17 protein-coding genes are annotated in these 18,526 nt (G+C 47.4%); 8 read left to right on the top strand and 9 right to left on the bottom strand.

The window, feature by feature from the left end:
- Window positions 1-69 precede the first annotated feature (69 nt).
- Window positions 70-636 carry a DNA-3-methyladenine glycosylase I gene (locus tag ACED36_RS09765; RefSeq protein ID WP_016961358.1) on the top strand — a complete coding sequence of 189 codons (567 nt, stop codon included), beginning with the start codon at window positions 70-72 and terminating at the stop codon, window positions 634-636.
- Window positions 637-734: 98 nt separating this feature from the next.
- On the opposite strand, the gene ACED36_RS09760 is transcribed toward ACED36_RS09765, so the two are convergent.
- Window positions 735-1,646 carry a DMT family transporter gene (locus ACED36_RS09760; RefSeq protein WP_016961359.1) on the bottom strand — a complete coding sequence of 304 codons (912 nt, stop codon included), beginning with the start codon at window positions 1,644-1,646 and terminating at the stop codon, window positions 735-737.
- Window positions 1,647-1,875: 229 nt separating this feature from the next.
- Window positions 1,876-2,754, bottom strand: a complete 879-nt coding sequence (locus ACED36_RS09755) for a patatin family protein (RefSeq protein WP_016961360.1) — start codon at window positions 2,752-2,754, stop codon at window positions 1,876-1,878.
- A gap of 472 nt (window positions 2,755-3,226) precedes the next feature.
- Between ACED36_RS09755 and ACED36_RS09750 the strand changes: the two genes are divergently transcribed.
- A complete protein-coding gene (locus ACED36_RS09750) occupies window positions 3,227-5,770 on the top strand; it encodes a hypothetical protein (protein WP_017004120.1) in 2,544 nt (847 codons plus the stop codon).
- Between the two features lie 125 nt (window positions 5,771-5,895).
- On the opposite strand, the gene ACED36_RS09745 is transcribed toward ACED36_RS09750, so the two are convergent.
- From ACED36_RS09745 to ACED36_RS09735, 3 genes are all read right to left on the bottom strand, one after another.
- The gene (locus ACED36_RS09745) at window positions 5,896-6,372 is read right to left on the bottom strand and encodes a DM13 domain-containing protein (protein WP_016961362.1); all 477 of its coding nucleotides are present in this window, start codon (window positions 6,370-6,372) and stop codon (window positions 5,896-5,898) included.
- A gap of 201 nt (window positions 6,373-6,573) precedes the next feature.
- Entirely contained in the window at window positions 6,574-7,608 is a 1,035-nt protein-coding gene (locus ACED36_RS09740) for an NADP-dependent oxidoreductase (RefSeq protein ID WP_016961363.1), read from the bottom strand.
- A 140-nt stretch (window positions 7,609-7,748) separates the two neighbouring features.
- Complete coding sequence (locus tag ACED36_RS09735) at window positions 7,749-8,345, bottom strand: TetR/AcrR family transcriptional regulator (RefSeq protein WP_017004118.1); 597 nt, start codon at window positions 8,343-8,345, stop codon at window positions 7,749-7,751.
- A 208-nt stretch (window positions 8,346-8,553) separates the two neighbouring features.
- On the opposite strand from ACED36_RS09735, the gene iolC reads away from it, so the two are divergent.
- Genes iolC through ACED36_RS09720 form a run of 3 tightly spaced genes read left to right on the top strand, consistent with a single transcriptional unit; the run spans window position 8,554 to window position 12,930 of the window.
- Complete coding sequence (gene iolC / locus ACED36_RS09730; RefSeq protein ID WP_017004117.1) at window positions 8,554-10,491, top strand: 5-dehydro-2-deoxygluconokinase; 1,938 nt, start codon at window positions 8,554-8,556, stop codon at window positions 10,489-10,491.
- A 13-nt stretch (window positions 10,492-10,504) separates the two neighbouring features.
- Window positions 10,505-11,395, top strand: coding sequence for a myo-inosose-2 dehydratase (gene iolE / locus ACED36_RS09725; RefSeq protein ID WP_016961366.1), 891 nt, complete (start codon window positions 10,505-10,507; stop codon window positions 11,393-11,395).
- Between the two features lie 23 nt (window positions 11,396-11,418).
- A complete protein-coding gene (locus tag ACED36_RS09720; protein WP_016961367.1) occupies window positions 11,419-12,930 on the top strand; it encodes a CoA-acylating methylmalonate-semialdehyde dehydrogenase in 1,512 nt (503 codons plus the stop codon).
- 138 nt (window positions 12,931-13,068) lie between these two features.
- On the opposite strand, the gene ACED36_RS09715 is transcribed toward ACED36_RS09720, so the two are convergent.
- Window positions 13,069-14,091: an aldehyde reductase gene (locus ACED36_RS09715; RefSeq protein WP_016961369.1), complete on the bottom strand. Its 1,023-nt coding sequence runs from the start codon at window positions 14,089-14,091 to the stop codon at window positions 13,069-13,071.
- Between the two features lie 92 nt (window positions 14,092-14,183).
- Here ACED36_RS09715 and ACED36_RS09710 point away from each other — a divergent pair, with 92 nt between their 5' ends.
- Complete coding sequence (locus tag ACED36_RS09710) at window positions 14,184-14,789, top strand: TetR/AcrR family transcriptional regulator (protein WP_016961370.1); 606 nt, start codon at window positions 14,184-14,186, stop codon at window positions 14,787-14,789.
- 93 nt (window positions 14,790-14,882) lie between these two features.
- On the opposite strand, the gene ACED36_RS09705 is transcribed toward ACED36_RS09710, so the two are convergent.
- From ACED36_RS09705 to ACED36_RS09695, 3 genes are all read right to left on the bottom strand, one after another.
- Window positions 14,883-15,368 (bottom strand): acyl-CoA thioesterase, encoded by a 486-nt coding sequence (locus tag ACED36_RS09705; protein WP_016961371.1) that lies wholly within the window; start codon window positions 15,366-15,368, stop codon window positions 14,883-14,885.
- Window positions 15,369-15,553: 185 nt separating this feature from the next.
- Window positions 15,554-16,294 carry a sporulation protein gene (locus ACED36_RS09700; RefSeq protein WP_371733170.1) on the bottom strand — a complete coding sequence of 247 codons (741 nt, stop codon included), beginning with the start codon at window positions 16,292-16,294 and terminating at the stop codon, window positions 15,554-15,556.
- 153 nt (window positions 16,295-16,447) lie between these two features.
- Entirely contained in the window at window positions 16,448-17,227 is a 780-nt protein-coding gene (locus ACED36_RS09695) for a tRNA-(ms[2]io[6]A)-hydroxylase (RefSeq protein WP_017004115.1), read from the bottom strand.
- A gap of 134 nt (window positions 17,228-17,361) precedes the next feature.
- Here ACED36_RS09695 and ACED36_RS09690 point away from each other — a divergent pair, with 134 nt between their 5' ends.
- A complete protein-coding gene (locus ACED36_RS09690; protein ID WP_017007502.1) occupies window positions 17,362-17,679 on the top strand; it encodes a hypothetical protein in 318 nt (105 codons plus the stop codon).
- A gap of 24 nt (window positions 17,680-17,703) precedes the next feature.
- Window positions 17,704-18,387: a helix-turn-helix transcriptional regulator gene (locus tag ACED36_RS09685; protein WP_371733169.1), complete on the top strand. Its 684-nt coding sequence runs from the start codon at window positions 17,704-17,706 to the stop codon at window positions 18,385-18,387.
- Window positions 18,388-18,526: the final 139 nt, after the last annotated feature.

Here is an 18,526-nt window from a genome sequence, read left to right as displayed (position 1 = left end):
ATCCTGCATCTTGAGGTTGCTTGGGGATATATTTTGGTGTTCATCGCTAATCACTGTTAAGGACAAAACATGGAACGTTGCAGCTGGGCTAATGTCAGCCCGATTGATCAAACCTATCACGATGAAGAGTGGGGCGTGCCAGTTCACGACGACCGTGAACTGTTCGAAATGCTGATATTGGAAGGCGCACAAGCCGGACTCAGTTGGACCACTATATTGAAAAAGCGCGAAGGCTACCGTGTTGCGTTTGATAACTTTGATATTAAAACTGTGGCCGCTTATGACGAAGCTAAAATAGCGGCGCTACTGTTAAATCCGGCGATTGTTCGTAACAAGCTGAAAGTGAATGGCACCGTGACCAACGCCAACTTGGTGTTGGCTATTCAGAAAGAATACGGCAGCTTCGACAAGTATATTTGGCAATTTGTCGGTGGGACGCCGATCGTGAATCATCGAGAATCAATGGCTGATGTACCTACTTCGACGCCCGAATCCGATGCCATGAGCAAAGCACTTAAAAAATTAGGCTTTAAATTTATAGGCACCACGATTTGTTATGCCTATATGCAAGCGACAGGCATGGTGAACGATCATACTAAAACCTGCTTCCGTTATGGTGTCGATGTGGGCGAGTAGGGTTAATACTTACTAGAAACTAGAAACTAGAAACTAGAAACTAGAAACTAGAAACTAGAAAAAACGGGCGATGTCACTGCCCGTTTTTTGGTTTTGTATTAGTCCTTCTTGTTCATCCGCACCACTGCGTACACGACCAAACACATACCGATGCCGTGAAAAACAGTAAAGGTTTCATCGAGCAGGATAATTGCAAATAACGCTGTAATGGCAGGACCAATGTTACTGGTCAAACTCAGTGTTGACGGGGTTAAACGCGCCATTGCTGCTGCTACAAAATATGACGGAAGTACCGTACAGAAAATGCCCATGGCGACACCTATCAAAACCAGTTCATTCGACATGGCGCTGAAATCTGCGCCTTGAACTTGGTGCTGCATCATGATCACCACGCCCGCGCTTCCCATGCCTAAGCTAGTGAATAGCTGTGCGCCCATTTTACCAATGACTTTCTTGCTCAGTATCAAATAGATGGCAAAGACCAAGGCCGACGCAATCGCCATGATACTGCCCAGCCACACTTGCGAGCCAAAGGACTGGAAATCATGCACCACAATCATGGCCACACCCAAGTAGCCAAGCAGGATGCAAATGAACGTCCCTTTCTGCGGCGTTTCTTTCAGGAATATCCAACTGATAGCGACCACGAATGAGGGGAAAAGAAAAATCAGTAACCGCTCAAGCTGGGCAGAGATAAATTCTAAGGCGAGAATATCGAGCAGTGAGGCGAAGTAGTAACCCAATACACCGACCAGGGCAGCTTGCCAGCCATATCGGCGTACCTTACTTCGTTGATCGGGATCTCGGCATAGCCAGAGCAGCATGGCGATATAGAGAGGGAGTGACGACGCGGCACGCAAACTCATGATCGCTGTTGCATCTCCACCTACGGCATAGGCGAGTTTGATCAGTACAGGCTTGATAGAAAATAGCACGGTACCAATCAGGGCATAGATAATCCCTTGGCGATAATTTGAGGAGGGTTGCGCACTGACAGTGGCGTCGTTCATGGTTAACTTCCTTGATGTTGTCTTACTAATCAAGGCTGTGAGAACGAGGTCCGGCTGCGTTGCTCACAGCCGGGAACGAAACACTCTACCGACTGAGGGGCATAAGAAGAAGGAGCCAGAGTGATTGAGCGAACGTGGTCATTGAGAATGAAAATCCTTATTAATGAACAAACAACCTAACGTAGATATTCGCTCGGCGCAACGATTGATTGGTAAGACATGCAGTCAGTTACGTGGCAGCGCCATTCCAGTCAAGACTATTAAGCATCGTTGATTTAAATGTTTTAAACAGATACGTTTGTGCGGCTTGACGACCCATGTCATAGCCTTGATCCAATTTTGATTTCTTCATGGTGAATCGGCCAACAGGAAAGGTTTCTGGTGGCGCAATCACTCGTACTTTGCAATCGGTAGGTGGCTGACGAATAAATGCCAGTGAGGCATTGTATCGGTCTGCTCGTTGGCGCATGGCGTTGGCGATACTTGGGTGTTTCTTCAGAATATGATCCATTAAACTGGGAAGACGCATTGGCGTCATTTCATAAGATTCTGGCTGAGAAAGGATGACCGTAATATCACGTGCACCGCGACGATAAGCTTCTATCACAGGAATGGAGTCAGCAACACCACCATCGGTGTAACAACCGCCCGAAAAACAGGGAGTCTGGCGATAAGCAATGGGCAGTGCAGAGGTTGCTTCTATCACATTAGACAGGTTGCTTTCATTCACCCAATAGTAGTCGGCAGAAGCGGTTTCAACATTGGTGACGGCGGCTAGCAAAGGGATATTGGTAAACAAGGTATCGGTATCGAGTGGATAACGTTCTAGGGCGGTTTTCCAAAGCCAGTCCACGTCAATTAAATTGCCACCTTTGACGAAACGTGCTGGGTTAAAAAACGTCGTATTGGTTGCCAGTTCAGTGACCACGCGATAACTGCGTTTTGGCTGTTTGGCGAGGTAACCGACGAGGTTTGACGCACCAGCGGATACGCCGATAGCGAAGTCAAAAGGGCAAAACCCCACATCAAGAAATTCGTCCAATACGCCGCTGGCAAAAATGCCTCGCATTGCACCGCCCTCAACCACCAATGCTCGTTTGTCTGCCATTGACTCTTTTCTCTGTTTTGTTGTTTAAGACGTAAGGATACGTTGGGTAGAAAGTAGAGGGAAATTGCTAATAACTATTTTATTAATAGCCAGGGCTGATGAGTTACGGTGAATTCAGTTAGATAGGATACAGCTCCCTTGTTTCAGAGCCGCATCTCGCTTTGGGTATATAACCCATCACAATCATTATTCATGCGTACCACGTGGTCCAGAATTGAGTCACCAAAAATCTAGCCAAACTAATCCTTTAATGTCACATAAATTATACAATTTAACGCTTTTTTGTGGCGTACAGTGCTAATGAAGACGCACAAATCTCATGGGTTTATTCGTCTTTTTCCTCTGATAAATGGATGCCATCAGATACAAATTAAAGGTGCATGCAGGATTGATAAAGGAATGTCTTGGCATCTGTTCGATGAACTACGTGATAGAAGCATGGAGCAGTGTAGTGAGTGACTTTAATACAAGAATGAGCAGCGTTTGGGCCGCACTTGGCGCTTTCTTTCGACAGATAATCGTTTTGTTTGAGCGTATTATTAATGCGATATTTCCGCCTGAAGTTACCCCCGAACCGCCTATTTTAATTCAATTGCCACCGGCATCACCCAGAGATACAACGTTGGATCTTGTGTCTATCGGAGAGTCTTCTGAGCAAGCTCGAGCTCGATGGGTGGCGGATCGTGAATCAGTCAAATTGATTGCGAAGGATAATCAACGCAAACTTGAGCAAGCATTGGGGTTGCGTGACGATCTCGGGGATCTGGTGCCTGATGCGGATTTGTCCTTGTCGTTTAACGTTGTGATGGGCAAAGGTTATTTCCCAATCCTGGGTGATTTGGTGATTCCTGTTGGCGCGGGTTTTTTTCGTGGACAAGGATCTTATGTTCGACGTAAATCGTTGAGCGCTGAACTTCGAGGCGTGGCGAAACATCCTACTGCCCTTTGTCCCGTTGGTGGCACTGATAGCAATGGTGTACTGACTCAATGCGGATCGACACTCGTAGCAGATTTTGCTGTAAGTGGCTGTTTGAAAGATCCGGGTGATGGCGGTAATGGCATGATAATCGGTCATACTCCGCCTCAACCTAGCATTGCTGCTTCCTCACGTCCGAATACGACCCAATTTTGGGCGGGACAACCAAATCAACTGCCGCAGAAACGTTTCACTTATCCGCTAGTATGGCCAGATCTTACCTCTTTCAAACTCAATAACGGTGCAGGGGATACTGAAATTATCGTACCCGCGCGAGGTGCATACACGTCTTCTAAAGAAGTCTTATTGGACGACAAAGTGGATGTGCCGCTGGTACGTTGGGTACGTGCATTTGCAGCGAATGGTACTGAGATTGCGAGGTACGCAAACGTAGGCTCCAAACTAGGTGGTGGTGCAGTAGGCATCAATGCAGACGATCGCCAAACCACGGGTAATCCGAAAAAAACGGGGGAGACTCGGGTATACAACAAACCCATCGGTAAGAATGATACGACCACCACTGTTGTGGTGCCGGGGGGCTTACCCGCAAAAACAGTGACGGTGGAAGTGTCGTTTTACAATTGGGTGACGCACTATTCCTTAGTGTCTCAAATGACCCCCTATCTTCCTGAAAATTACTACACCTCTGCGCGAGCCTCTTATAACGAATTCATGAACATTGTCGTTGAACGCATGCCTTGGAATGGCTTTGTGGGCATTGACGGCGCTTACAACTCGCTCACTAATTTGATGGCGCGGGAAAATGGACTCGATGGTTGGTTCTTTCCTGGTGGCTATGAGGACTACATGCACAATGCGTTTGTGAGCTGTGCAGCAGTGAACAATGGCGGTTGGTCGCTCTATGCGTCAGAACCTGTGCTTGGAAGCCGAAATGTCAATGACAGCAATGGTTGGCCAAACGCGGCGGGTGTGCTTAAAGTTCATCGCAAAGTAACGTACACGGCATCCTCTAATGATTTTGGTAACTTTGATACTTATGGCAGCCGAGGTGGGGCGATGTATATCGGCTCATCATCGAACTCGATGCAAACGGGGAGTATGGAAGATCATTTTGACGCAAACAATGTCGATCCCTTTGGCAGTTCACCGCTAAAAGAAGAAAGTGATTGGAACCCGATACGCTGGGGGAGTATTGTCGTTTTTGCTGCTGACGCACGTCAGAACGACATTGTGATCACAAGTACACCGACTGATTCACGTCGTGTGACTTACTGCAAAGCAAGATTGGTTCAAGAAACCCCTGATCCTAATTACGCGGACAGCAATCTCTACAGCGCGACTAGTTCAAACCATTACTGTCACCCAAGGCCTGATTCGTATGGTTCGCTTGTTGAAGTACGCCCGCCTTCCATCGCGCATCTGCACTTAACGCCTTACGACGAAAATGAGCGCTCTGCGGGAGACGTCCAAGGATTACCCGGCGGCGTCGCTGAGCTTCAAGGCCTGTTCTCTGGGTTGCGTTCCTACCTGTTTCGCCCTTGGGTGTATGGCATTACACCCATTTCTAAGCAATTGCCTTTTGGTTGGAAAGTCACGTATTCCGCCAAACACAGTAAGTTGCCCGGTGCTGGCAAAGAAGTAAGCTTGTCCGCTGATGCGCTTGGCATTGCGGGTCAATACAGAATGAACAATCTGTATTACGGCACGATTGTGCAAAACCTCAAGGGGCGAACGATTCCTGCAGGTGGTATTTACACGATTTCATCAATGGTGAATTTCTTCACCACGCGAGATTTTGATGAGATCGACATGAACATGCTCAGTGTGTCAGTGAATTATCTTTATGATGAAATAGACAAAACGGCGGGGAATCCTGCCATGAAACTACCAACCACTTTGTTGATCATGCCAGCGCGTATCCGTCTTTGGAAAAACGCTGCAGGCGATGCGAAATTCCAAGTGGAGATCCCCATGCTGAATACGAGCGACAAAGATCTGGTGTACTCCGATGGGGAAAATCTTATGCACTACTTCAAGATAAAAATAGAAACGGGTAGTGTCGATACATCGCTTAATTAATGTTTGTTAGCGAATGTAGAGGGTGCTCAGAACGCAGTGCTTACTTGTAGCTGATACGTCGATTTGACAATAAAGGCTAATTTAAACAGCCGCTGAAAAGCGGCTGTTTTGTGTTCTGCTAATCGTTATTTATACCTTGCTGACGTAATAAACTCACCAAAGCTCTCACACCACACAATCACGGTGTTGTATTGCGAAGGGTCGAGATTGGTGGGGACATTGACGAGGAAATTATCGAAGGTTTTCACATCGCCGACTTGTACCATTTGTGGTTTTAGTCGATTGAAATCAGATTCCGTTTCTACAAATTCAGGTGAAAAATAGAGCTTGTAGTCAGGCCCAGGGGCGAGTTCGCCAGCAAAGGACACCATATTTGGTCCGATGGATACCGTGCCTTCTCCCCAATGGAAAGTGTCACTGTCCTTGAGGTCTTTTCGAAACTCGCCGTTGTAGGTGGAGTTTGCCGCCGTCGCTGAAACGTCATCAATACTTGGACCGGGTGGGGCGATCAAAATAGGCAAAGCGTAGATACCCACCGCAAAGCCAATAAAAATGGCGAAGGCATGTGAGAACATCAATAAAAGTGTGTGTCGGGTTTTCATTCTGTTTGCTCCTGCTTGCGTATCCATACTAAACAGACTCTAAAGTAACTATAACACGTTGATTTGATGCCATACCTGAGCAACCTCAAGATGCTCTGAATCCTGTATCTTGAGGTTACTCGGGTATGCGATAAAGAAAAAGCCCGCCTGTGAATTCACAGGCGGGCTTTTGCGTTTTGTTCTCAGAAGTTAGATGTTGATTTAGATAGCGTCAGCCACCTTTATCACCAACTTGCCGAAATTCTTGCCTTCAAGCAGTCCCATAAAGGCTTCTGGTGCTTGGTCTAGGCCGTCGATGACTTGTTCTTTGTGCTGAATTTTCCCTTCCGCAAGCCACTTGGACATATCAGCCGCGAACTCGTTGTAACGGTGACCGTAATCATCAAAGATGATGAAACCTTGCATCTTAATCCGCTTGATCAGCAGCGTTGCCATCAACATGCCCATACGGTCTGGGCCAGCTGGCAATTCGGTCGCGTTGTATTGTGAAATCATGCCGCACACGGGAATACGTGCGCCAGTGTTAAGCAAAGGCATGACAGCATCGAACACTTTACCGCCCACATTTTCGTAGTAAACGTCGATCCCTTTGTCACAAGCTGCTGCTAGTTGCGCAGCAAAGTCACCCGCCTTGTGATCGATACACACATCAAAGCCTAATGTTTCAACCGCATAGCGGCATTTTTCTTCACCACCTGCTATACCAACCACGTTACAGCCTTTGAGTTTACCGATTTGACCAACTGTCGCGCCCACAGGTCCCGTTGCTGCAGCAACAACCAGTGTGTCACCTTCTTTTGGTTGGCCGATATCCAGCAAACCCATGTAAGCAGTGAAGCCAGGCATGCCCATAATGCCCAATGCGAACGAAGGGTGAGACGGCGTTTTACCTAGTTTCAGAAGGTCTTTACCATCAGAAATGGCGAAGCCTTGCCAGCCTGTGTATGCCAGTACCCATTCACCTTTTTCAAATTCTGCATGTTGAGATTCTTCTACCTGACAAACGGTTGCACCAACCATGACATCATCAAGAGCAACAGGGTCCGCGTAGGATTTGGCGTCGCTCATGCGGCCACGCATGTATGGGTCTAACGAAAGGTAAATGGTACGGAGTAAAACTTCGCCTTTTTGTACCGCGGGAATGTCTGAAGATTCAAGGCGGAAGTTATCGGTAACAGGCGCGCCAACAGGGCGAGAAGCAAGGACGATTCGAGTGTTTTTCATGGATGCTGACATTGTGCTTTCCTTATCATTAGACCAGTCGTCTAGTGATTGGTCAAAAAAATCCGCCAACAGAGTGTGGCGGTTTTTCCAATCACTGGTTTGTTCGTACCTGAGAGTGCGTCCAAAATTTTCGGGCGTACTCGCGTGACAGATTAAAAAGCTACGTGGCCTTTCAGCACACGCGCAGTGGTATCAAATGCTTGGGTTAAGCATTCAGTATTTTGATTCAATTTGCTCATAAGCCCGGCGCCCACCCATAGGTGGTAAATCTGGTGCGCAGCTTTATGACTATCAAGAACCTTGATTGAGCCGTCTTCGACGCCTTGCTGAATGCAATTCGCAATCATGGAAATAATGCCATTTGCGCCTTTGAGTAGAGAGCAACGCATAGATTCCGATAAATCGGAGACTTCTGCGCTGAGCTTGATCACCAGACAACGCTGATTCGCACACAAGCCATTATTCACTTCAATCCATTTTGCCCAATATGCCATGAGTTTGTCGTAGCCATTCATTGAAGGATCGCTGAACAAAACATCAAGACGAGATTGATAGCCGGAGAAGTAGTCTTCAATCAGTGCTTCACCAAATTGCTCTTTGGATTTGAAGTAGTGATAGAAGGAGCCTTTGGGCACACCGGCCTGACTCAGCAATTGTGAAAGGCCGACGTTCGAGAAGCCTTTTTCTGCAACTAGCTGGTAGCCGACATCAAGGATGTGCTGACGTGTAGAGTGCGTTTCTGTATTCATGGTGCGTACCATACAGAAGACTAGACCAGTCGTCTAGTGCCAAGTTAAGCCAATATTGAATCAAGGTGTTTACATAAATGTCGTTTCAATCAATGAAATGTTTGTTTCACTGGTTGCGTCTTTGTCGGTTCGTAATTACTATTAAATGAAATATCCATTTCATTTTATCAAAAAGCAGTTCAACCATTCAGTCTGACAGGAGCGGTACATGTCAACGCAGGAAAAAACATTGGATGTTATTTGCCTTGGGCGGGTCGCCGTCGATCTCTATGGCGAACAAGTCGGCGCAAGACTAGAAGATATGCGTACCTTTGCTAAATACCTTGGTGGGTCTTCGGGCAACGTGGCGCATGGCACGGCGCGTCAGGGATTGAAATCCGGCATGTTAGCGCGTGTTGGCGACGAACACATGGGGCGTTTTGTTCGTGAAGAACTCGAACGAGTGGGCGTCGATACCAGCAATATTATTACTGACAAAGAACGCCTGACTGCTTTGGTGCTGCTTGGCATTAAAGATGAAGACACTTTCCCTCTGATCTTCTATCGCGATAACTGCGCCGATCAGGCCATTACGCCTGATGATATCAACGAAGAGTACATTGCCTCGGCGAAATGCTTGGCGATCACGGGTACGCACTTATCGAACCCTAGCTCTCGTGAAGCGGTGATCACCGCGCTCAACTACGCCAGAAAACACGGTGTGCGAACGGCGCTGGACGTGGACTATCGTCCCGTCCTTTGGGGATTGACCTCCTTGGGTGATGGGGAAACGCGCTTTATTGAATCGCAAGCTGTGACGCAACAACTCCAAGATGTACTTGGGCTGTTTGACCTGATTGTAGGCACTGAAGAAGAATTCCATATTGCCGCGGGATCTGTCGATTCAGTGGAAGCCCTGAAAGTTGTGCGCGGTTTTACCGATGCCACTTTGGTATGTAAGCGCGGCCCGCTGGGGTGCAGCGTATTTACTGATGATATCGGTAACCATCTTGATGAAGGCATTACGGTAAAAGGCGTGCGAGTGGAAGTACTGAATGTGCTGGGTGCTGGCGATGCGTTTATGTCTGGCTTGCTGCGCGGATATATCAATGAAGAATCATGGGAGCAATGTTGCCGTTACGCCAATGCGTGTGGCGCGTTGGTTGTGTCTCGTCATGGTTGCTCACCAGCCATGCCGACCAAAGAGGAGCTTGATTATTACTTGCTCCACGAACACAACATTCCACGTCCTGATCGCGATGCCGATTTGAATCACCTCCATCGTGTTACGACACGAGAAAAAGGGTGGCCAGAACTGTGTGTGTTGGCGTTTGACCATCGTGCTCAGTTTGTCGAAATGGCACAACAAGCGGGCATTGATATCGACCACATTTCGTATCTGAAAAGTCTGATTTGGCGAGCGGCACAAGACGTGGCAGAGAGTGCAGGGCTGGAAGGCAAAGCCGGCATTTTGTGTGATTCAACCTTTGGCATGAACGTGCTGAATGCGGCAACGGGCGCGGGTGATACAGTGAATAAGCGCTACTGGGTGGCGCGACCTATTGAACTGCCAGGCTCACGCCCCCTGCGTCTCGAACATGGCAACATTGGTACGCAACTCGCCAGTTGGCCGAGAGAGCAGGTGGTGAAATGTTTGATGTTCTATCATCCAGACGATCAGCGCGAACTGCAATTGGAGCAAGAGCAAACATTGCTAGAGGTCTATCAAGCATGTTGTGCAACGGGTAATGAACTCTTGGTTGAAGTGATCCTGCCTCGCGATATTGATGTGGTATCTCCAGAGGTGTCTGACTCGCTTTATCTTCGCGTCATGACAAGGCTTTATAACCTCGGCATCAAACCTGATTGGTGGAAACTTCCTCCTTTGACAGAAAATGGCTGGCAGCATGTTGATGCGCTGATCCTTGATCGCGATACACATTGCCGTGGTGTTGTTTTATTAGGACTCGATGCGCCTGCAGATGAACTCAAAGCAGGGTTTTCAGCATCAGCAAAATCACAAACGGTGAAAGGCTTTGCAGTGGGTCGAACTATCTTTGGTGAGCCAAGTCGTCAGTGGATGCGTGGGGAACTGGATAACGAGCGCTTCGTAGATGCGGTTAAGGCTAACTATCTCGAACTCATAGAAACATGGCGTCAGCGTTGATAAGGAGAGCATCATGGCTGTTGAATTAGGAATAAACCCACTGACGTGGACAAATGACGATCTTCCATCGCTGGGCGCTGCAACGCCGCTGGATGTTTGCTTAGCGGAAGGAAAACAGGCGGGGTTTTCAGGTTTTGAACTGGGCAATAAATTCCCGCGTGATGATTTCGTGCTTGGGCCGATTTTAGACAAACACGGACTAAAGCTAGTTTCGGGTTGGTACTCAGGCGAGTTATTGAGCCGTTCAGTGGAACAAGAAATTGAGGCTGCGCAATCGCACCTTAAATTGCTTAAAGCCCTCGGCGCGAAAGTAATGGTGTTTGCTGAAGTCACGGGCTGTATTCATGGCAATCAAGCTGTGCCCGTTGAACGTCGCCCTGCCTTTCCAGAAAAGTGTTGGGATGACTACGGCAAAAAACTCACAGAGTTTGCTAAATACACGCAGTCTCAAGGCGTGCAAGTTGCCTATCATCACCATATGGGTACGGTAATAGAGAGTGAAAGCGACATTGATAGACTCATGGCGGAAACAGGGCCAGAAGTTGGCTTATTACTGGATACGGGGCACCTTCATTATGCCGGTGGTAATCCGGTTGCGGTCGCAAAGCGCCATGCCGCCCGTATCAACCACGTTCATTGCAAAGATGTGCGCCAAGCGGTGCTTGATGATGCGAAAAATCGCAGGCTGAGCTTTCTTGATGCGGTATTGAATGGCGTGTTCACTGTACCGGGGGATGGCTGTATTGATTATGCCCCAGTAATGGATGTGTTGAAGCGAAGCGATTACGCAGGATGGCTGGTGGTAGAAGCGGAACAAGACCCGTCTATCGCTGATCCTCTCACTTACGCAACAATGGGATACAACAATTTGGCTGCGTTTGCTCGTCATGCCGGATTGATATAATTGAAAGCATGGAGACCCAAGACATGGAAACCGTACACAACTTTATCAACGGTGAAATCACCGAAAGCACCACTGACCGCTTTGGTGTCGTGTTCAATCCAGCAACCGGCGAACAAACTCGTCAAGTGGTATTGAGCAAAGCACAAGAAGTGGAGCAGGCAATTACTGTGGCACAAGCTGCTTTCCCAAAATGGGCAAAAACGCCGCCGCTTCGTCGTGCGCGCGTTATGTTCAAATTCAAAGCGTTGTTAGAAGCCAATCAAGACAAACTGGCTCGCTTGATCAGCAATGAGCACGGTAAAGTCTATTCCGATGCAGTCGGCGAGCTGACGCGTGGCTTAGAAGTGGTGGAATTTGCGTGCGGCATTCCGCATCTGCAAAAAGGCGAAAGCTCGGCCAATGTAGGCTCTGGCGTCGATAGCCACTCCATCATGCAACCTTTGGGTGTCTGTGCTGGGATTACGCCCTTCAATTTCCCCGCAATGGTGCCAATGTGGATGTTTCCTATTGCCCTTGCTACGGGTAACACCTTCATATTAAAACCGTCTGAAAAAGATCCGTCTTTGGCGATTGCGTTGGCGCAATTGCTCAAAGAAGCAGGTTTGCCAGATGGTGTCTTCAATGTGGTGAACGGTGACAAAGAAGCTGTGGATGTACTGCTGACAGACCCGCGTGTTCAGGCGGTGAGTTTCGTCGGATCAACACCTATTGCAGAATACATTTACAGCACAGCGTCTGCGCACGGCAAACGCTGCCAAGCACTAGGCGGCGCAAAAAATCACTGTATTCTGATGCCAGATGCGGACATGGAGATGGCGAGTGGTGCAATTTTGGGCGCAGGCTTTGGTGCTGCAGGGGAGCGCTGCATGGCGTTGTCCGTCGTTGTTGCTGTTGGCGATGAAACGGCGGATACGCTAATCGCCTCTTTGTCCGAAAGCATCAGCAAAATGCGCGTGGGCCCCGGCATTATCGATGGTCCAGAAAACGATATGGGCCCAGTGATTTCTGCGCAGCACAAAGAGAAAATCGTCGGCTACATCAACGCGGGTGAAGCACAAGGTGCGAAGCTGGTGGTTGATGGTCGAAACTGTAAAGTCGAAGACCATGATAATGGCTTCTACGTTGGCGCGACCTTGTTTGATGATGTCACACCAGACATGAGCATCTACCAAGAAGAGATTTTCGGCCCCGTATTATCTGTTGTGCGTGTGCCTGACTATCAAACGGCACTTGAACTCATCAATAGCCATGAATATGGCAATGGTTCCGCTATCTTTACGCGTGACGGCGAAACCGCGCGTCAATTTAGCGAAGACGTGTTGGCGGGTATGGTTGGGGTGAATGTGCCGATTCCCGTTCCAATGGCCTTCCACAGCTTTGGTGGCTGGAAACGTTCAATTTTCGGCCCATTAAACGTGCACGGTAACGACGGCGTGCGTTTCTATACCCGGATGAAAACTGTCACAACACGTTGGCCGACCAGTGTTCGCCTCGAAAAACACAGAAGCCACTTTACGATGCCGACAATGGGTTAATATGCCGAACGTGTACCAACAACCGTTCGCTGTAGATACAAAAGGACCGCAGATGCGGCCTTTTTGTTCGTTAACCAGAAAAAGCAGTGACGTTAAAGCGCCGAATGAAGTTAAAGCTGAGCTGGTTCAAAAGAATGACTACTGAATGGCTTTAATTGACTTTGCCGTGTCTAGAACCGATTCTTTCATTGTTCGAGGTGTCCAGTTGAATAGGGTGCGGGTTTCAGTGTTGTTTGCTTGTATATTCATGCCTAACATTCCCAGCATTCCTTTTGCTTCACGGTCAAAAATAGACGTAATGCGCAATAGAAAATCAGGCGCTTTTCTGGTGCTTGGTCCTTTATAGCCTTCATTTTTTAGTATTTGCGCGATCTCAAGAAAGCTGTGTGCTTCTGCGGTTGCAACAATAATGCGCTTGCCGTTTGCTTCGGTGTTGGTCAGTGCTTCAACATGAATTTTGGCGACATCACGTACATCAACCATAGGAAAGGCGAAGTTAGGAACAAGAGGGATTTTCCCCTGTAACATTTGTTTAAACAGTGTCATGGTCTGACCGGTCATATTTTTGCCTAGTGATGGGCCGAATACGGCACCAGGGTTAACCACCACCAATTCCATTTTATTTTTATCAGATTGGCTCGCCATGAACTCCCAAGCAGCGCGTTCGGCAAGGGCCTTACTTTTGGTATACGTGTTGATGGTTTTGGATTGGGTGTCTGTCCAATCTTCAGGTCCAAATGTCCCCGTTTTCATCGAACCCATCATCGATAGGATAGAGCTCGTTAGAACAACACGCTTAACACCAGCACTTTCGCCAGCCTTTAGAGCGCGAATCGAACCCTGAACGGCAGGAGTGATCATTTCATCTTCAGTCTTTGGGTTTGCGATCGTGAACGGAGAGGCGACATGCATGATGTAGTCACAGCCTTCAGCAGCTTGCGCCCAACCGTTGTCTGAGGTCAGATCCAATCGGACAAAGCTCAGATGAGTGGTGTCAACGGATGCGGCATGAAGTGTTGCCAGAACTTCGTCTTCTTTTTCTTTGCTTCGAACAGACCCCCTCACGCTATAACCTTGTTGCAGCATCTCTTTTGCACAATGAAGCCCGATAAATCCTGATACGCCCGTTAACAGTACTAATCCACGTGTTGTTTCCGTCATGGTAGACATCCTTGATTGTTTAATTAAATACTAAGTGGTACATTAATCAACTCAGTTCAGTGTGTCAATAATAAAATACCAAGTGGTACCAAATGAAAAATCAGACCACAGTGAAAGCATCAAGAGGGCGACCCAAAACCCTTAATCGTGATCATATCCTCGATGTGACAATGTTGGCTTACTGGAAGCAAGGAGCAAAGGGCGTTTCAATCAATGAGATTTGTAAACTGGCGCAAGTCTCTAAACCTGGCCTTTATAGAGAGTTTGATAACGAAGACGGATTGATGAAAGCGGCGCTAAATGCCTATTTGGAAACTTTTCTTTTACCAAAGTTAAACGAGCTAGGTAGTAAACTTGCTTTTAATGATGTGCTTGATGATCTTGTTGAATTTGCCATTGAAGAGCGATGTGATTCTCCTGATGGCTGCATGATGGTGAAAATGAATGAGGTGAAGCATCTACTGGGAAAAAGCACCCAATCAGCACTCGAAAACGCGCATCTGCAATTTCTGGGTTTTATCGAGCAGCGCGTAGAGCAAGCCAGACAAGTTGGCGATATGTCGAGTACGATGTCGAATCAGCTTGCGGCTATTTACATTGATGCTCAACTTACCGCAGCATTGGCGCAGCGAGCGCGAGGAGAGGCCCCTGAAAAGGTGAGAGACGTACTCAAAGTGGCATTCTCTGTCTTCAAATAGCACGACTCTGTTTAGATATGGAACTGAATGGTAGTGACTGACAAAAGCAAAAAGACCGCAGATACGGTCTTTTTGCTGTGAATAATATTGATGCTATTTATACAGCTTTACATGCGCTTCCATTTCTTCGCCGATTTGTTTACGCATGTTCATTAAGCGAATCGCGGATTGTTCCAATTCTTTGTCTTCATCTGACTCAGGAATCCATTTTGGAATGGGTGTTGGCTTTCCGTTTTCATCTACCGCAACCATGATCACGATGCAATGGGTAGTGAGACGATTTTTAAGCTCTTTGGGGTCGCTTGCCTGCACATCAATGGCAATGTGCATCGATGAGCTGCCGGTATAAATCACTTTGGCACTGACCTCGACCAAGTTACCAACGTGAATCGGCGCAACGAAACGAATACCGCCCGCATAAGCTGTAATGCAGTACTTACCGCTCCATCCTGCAGCACAGGCATACGCAGCGAGGTCAATCCACTTCATGGCTGCCCCTCCGTGAACTTTCCCACCAAAATTCACATCACTCGGCTCTGCCAGAAAGCGTAATGTTATGTCCCGCTGTTTTGCACTCATCGTTGTCATCCTTACTGCGTGAAGTACCTTATTTATAACAAAGACATTAACAAGGTGTTGAGATTTCTGCTGATTAAATCGAGTTTGTTGTTTAAATGCCACTCCCAGTGTTTAAAACGGGGACAAACAACAAAGGCCAGCTTACGCTGACCTTTCGAATGATAAAGTTGGGCGCTATTGTCAAATCATGCGTGCAGCGTTGAAGCCAATGCTTGTTCGACTTCTCCTTCTGATGCATCAAGTGAAATGGTGAATGAGCGGAACATATCACCGCGACCGAATGAGCGGTCGATTTCCGCCAAGCAATGAATCACATTGCCATCGAGAATGAACGAGAGTTCAATTTCTTTACGGTTAAACATGCCGCTGCTTTTGAATTCCAGTTCTTGATAACAACCTGAGAGTGAAGTGAATCCGTCACCATTAAGTTGGCCTTTCTCCACGTCTGCCTTGACCATGGTGAACCCTTCACGTTCTAGCGTATTGAGGACACGTTGAACCACGGGCAATGGGCGGACTTCAATGAAGTCGCGATCACTTGGGTCAATGGCAAAATCTATGTCCAAGGTGGTTTCAAGCCAAACGTGACATTTGTTGGAACGTGCATTGACTGCTGTGATTGGCGTTTCATCATGCAGTTTTAATTCAAATGCCACGTCTTTTTCTTCATCCGGTTGGACCACGAACGGGTCGTTTACTTGCATTGATCCAAGCACAAATGATTCGTAACTCACCCCTGAATCAGATTCCACTTTCACTTCTGTGCATAGCTTCAACGAGATTGCTTCAATCTGCTGCTCAATGTTCCCACCTTTAATGCGAACGACACATCTGAGCATTTCTCCCTGATAGAGGGATTCATTTTCTACTCGTGTGTCGACCGTGGTAGCGCCAATGCCTAGAGACGCTTTGAGTTGTTTGAACATGTTTATCCTTGCTCTCGTTCAGACTTAAGATCTCTGTTTACACGCCCTGAAGGGTTGGTGCAAGCCGCAACCTTGATACAAATCCATGATTGCTTGAATTCAAAAGAAAAAGCCGTGAAATAAGACAGCTGACAAGGTCTACTGCCAGAAGGATTAAGCAGCCAGAGCAGGAACACCGCTGTGGAAGCGGAATGTATTGTCAGGCGCTTGAATCAACGCGGCTTCCTTCTCGCCAATGATTTTAATGCGATCACTGATGTCGCCACCTGCAATGGCTTCCGCCAGTTTTAAGTAATCTTGATAGTGACGGGCTTCTGAGCGCAGTAAGGAAATATAGAACTTGCGCAGCTCTTCATCCAAATACGGGGCAACTTTGGCGAAACGTTCACACGAACGCGCTTCGATGTACGCGCCGATGATCAGCTTATCGATCAGCGTAGCGGGTTCATGGGTACGCGCGCTTTTCATCAGCCCGCGAGCATAACCACCGGCTGGCAGTGATGAGTAAGCCATGTCGCGCTTTTCCATAATTTCGACAACTTGTTCAAAATGATGGAATTCTTCTTTGATGAGGCGAACCATTTTATCAATCAGATCTTGGCTATGTGCAAAGCCTGCTTTTGGCGTGAGAGGAGCACTCAGGCCATTTTTTTTGGATTGGGAAATACCGTCTTTTTTGCAGAGATAAACAAAATCCTCATAGGGTTTAGCCCATTCCAGCAGTAGCGCACCGCTTGATTCATCGATGGCGTATTTGCGGATCAGCCACATGGCGGTCTGGCTGGCTTTTAATTCGCAGTTGGCATGATCGCGCAACAAAATAGTTTCATTCTCAGGCTTTATCGCTTCATCAATCCATGCTTGAGGGGTTTCGCAATGCAGAAATCCGCGAATAGGTTCGAGCAATTTTTCTAACTCTTGGCTTAGCGACATCTATATTCTTAGCTTTTATTAGGTGTTTAGACAGCGATTATACAAATCCCTGAGGCAGAGAGAAACACTCCTGACATGTTCTGTCAGTAGCTGGCAGTAAGCTTCTTCTAACCCAAACAGAAGGAGAAAGCACCATGGAAAACGTTGTCGAAACCGTTCGCTTTAAATTGAATGAAGGCACGGATGTGCAAAGTTTCTTGTCTGACGCTGAAGGTACAACAGCTTTTGTTAAGGGAAGTGCTGGCTTTCAATATCGCTCACTAAGCTTGAACGAAGAAACGCTAGAGTGGCTTGATGTGATTTACTGGGACAGTATGGCAAATGCGAAAGCGGCTTCTAATCATTTTATGAGCAATGAGTCTGCACAGAAGATGGTCTCTCATATCGATGAGGCATCGCTTGTTATGGCTACCGATTTCGTCAAAATGAGTATCTGTAGTTCTTCTCTATAACGAAATAACAAACAGGAATGATGAATGAGTAAATCGGAGCGCTTATTTGAATTGCTGACACTGTTACGTTCTAAACGTTACGCGGTGACAGCAAATGCACTGGCTGACGAGCTAGGTGTCAGTGAGCGCACGATTTACCGTGATGTTCAATCTCTGCTTCTTTCGGGTGTGCCCATTGAAGGTGAAGCAGGGGTTGGCTATTTGCTTGGCAAAGGGTCTCATTTGCCGCCGTTGATGTTCACCGAAGAAGAAATGCTAGCACTGGAACTGGGTATGAAGATGGTTGAAGCTTGGTCGGATAAACGCCTTGCCTCTGCGTCGGAATCTGCCTCTCGTAAAATTCACTCTATCTTACCGGAACATTTGAAAGCGCAAATTGAAGCGTTTCCGCTTGCTGTGCCAGCGTTTCATGTTGAAAGTGACCATGCAGCGCGTGGTGACGTATTGCGCGCAGCAGCATCAGAAAAATCCAAAGTGCGCATTGAATATGAAACTGGCGAAAAGGTGACAAGCAAACGGGTTATTCATCCACTTGGACAAGTGTACTGGGGGAAAGTATGGACACTCGTGGCTTGGTGCGAATTGCGCGATGAATACCGAAATTTTCGTCTAGATCGAATTAAAAGCGTTGCCGTGTTGGATGAGAGCTTTGAAACTTCGGCGACGAAAAACTTCCAACATTTCATGTCTCTTTGCTGCGAGACCTAGCGCTACTCAATCGAATGATCGACAGAATATATTGATGAAACGATGCCTTTCGATGAAAAAACAAACCGTATGCGTAATCTAATTCACCGACACCCTCGTATTCATCTCTGCTGATCAGTAAGGCTTGGGGCGTCCGCCC

This window comes from Enterovibrio sp. FF113 (assembly GCF_041439165.1).
Taxonomy (GTDB): domain Bacteria; phylum Pseudomonadota; class Gammaproteobacteria; order Enterobacterales; family Vibrionaceae; genus Enterovibrio; species Enterovibrio norvegicus_A.
The sequence above is the reverse complement of the archived record's forward strand: the minus strand, read 5'-3'. Positions and strand labels throughout refer to the sequence as shown.

What these genes read in the sequence shown, in the direction of transcription:
- ACED36_RS09765 (WP_016961358.1), top strand. Translation starts at nt 70, where the DNA reads ATGGAACGTTGCAGCTGGGCTAATGTCAGCCCGATTGATCAAACCTAT.
- ACED36_RS09760 (WP_016961359.1), bottom strand. Translation starts at nt 1,646, where the DNA reads ATGAACGACGCCACTGTCAGTGCGCAACCCTCCTCAAATTATCGCCAA.
- ACED36_RS09755 (WP_016961360.1), bottom strand. Translation starts at nt 2,754, where the DNA reads ATGGCAGACAAACGAGCATTGGTGGTTGAGGGCGGTGCAATGCGAGGC.
- ACED36_RS09750 (WP_017004120.1), top strand. Translation starts at nt 3,227, where the DNA reads ATGAGCAGCGTTTGGGCCGCACTTGGCGCTTTCTTTCGACAGATAATC.
- ACED36_RS09745 (WP_016961362.1), bottom strand. Translation starts at nt 6,372, where the DNA reads ATGAAAACCCGACACACACTTTTATTGATGTTCTCACATGCCTTCGCC.
- ACED36_RS09740 (WP_016961363.1), bottom strand. Translation starts at nt 7,608, where the DNA reads ATGTCAGCATCCATGAAAAACACTCGAATCGTCCTTGCTTCTCGCCCT.
- ACED36_RS09735 (WP_017004118.1), bottom strand. Translation starts at nt 8,345, where the DNA reads ATGAATACAGAAACGCACTCTACACGTCAGCACATCCTTGATGTCGGC.
- iolC (WP_017004117.1), top strand. Translation starts at nt 8,554, where the DNA reads ATGTCAACGCAGGAAAAAACATTGGATGTTATTTGCCTTGGGCGGGTC.
- iolE (WP_016961366.1), top strand. Translation starts at nt 10,505, where the DNA reads ATGGCTGTTGAATTAGGAATAAACCCACTGACGTGGACAAATGACGAT.
- ACED36_RS09720 (WP_016961367.1), top strand. Translation starts at nt 11,419, where the DNA reads ATGGAAACCGTACACAACTTTATCAACGGTGAAATCACCGAAAGCACC.
- ACED36_RS09715 (WP_016961369.1), bottom strand. Translation starts at nt 14,091, where the DNA reads ATGACGGAAACAACACGTGGATTAGTACTGTTAACGGGCGTATCAGGA.
- ACED36_RS09710 (WP_016961370.1), top strand. Translation starts at nt 14,184, where the DNA reads ATGAAAAATCAGACCACAGTGAAAGCATCAAGAGGGCGACCCAAAACC.
- ACED36_RS09705 (WP_016961371.1), bottom strand. Translation starts at nt 15,368, where the DNA reads ATGAGTGCAAAACAGCGGGACATAACATTACGCTTTCTGGCAGAGCCG.
- ACED36_RS09700 (WP_371733170.1), bottom strand. Translation starts at nt 16,294, where the DNA reads ATGTTCAAACAACTCAAAGCGTCTCTAGGCATTGGCGCTACCACGGTC.
- ACED36_RS09695 (WP_017004115.1), bottom strand. Translation starts at nt 17,227, where the DNA reads ATGTCGCTAAGCCAAGAGTTAGAAAAATTGCTCGAACCTATTCGCGGA.
- ACED36_RS09690 (WP_017007502.1), top strand. Translation starts at nt 17,362, where the DNA reads ATGGAAAACGTTGTCGAAACCGTTCGCTTTAAATTGAATGAAGGCACG.
- ACED36_RS09685 (WP_371733169.1), top strand. Translation starts at nt 17,704, where the DNA reads ATGAGTAAATCGGAGCGCTTATTTGAATTGCTGACACTGTTACGTTCT.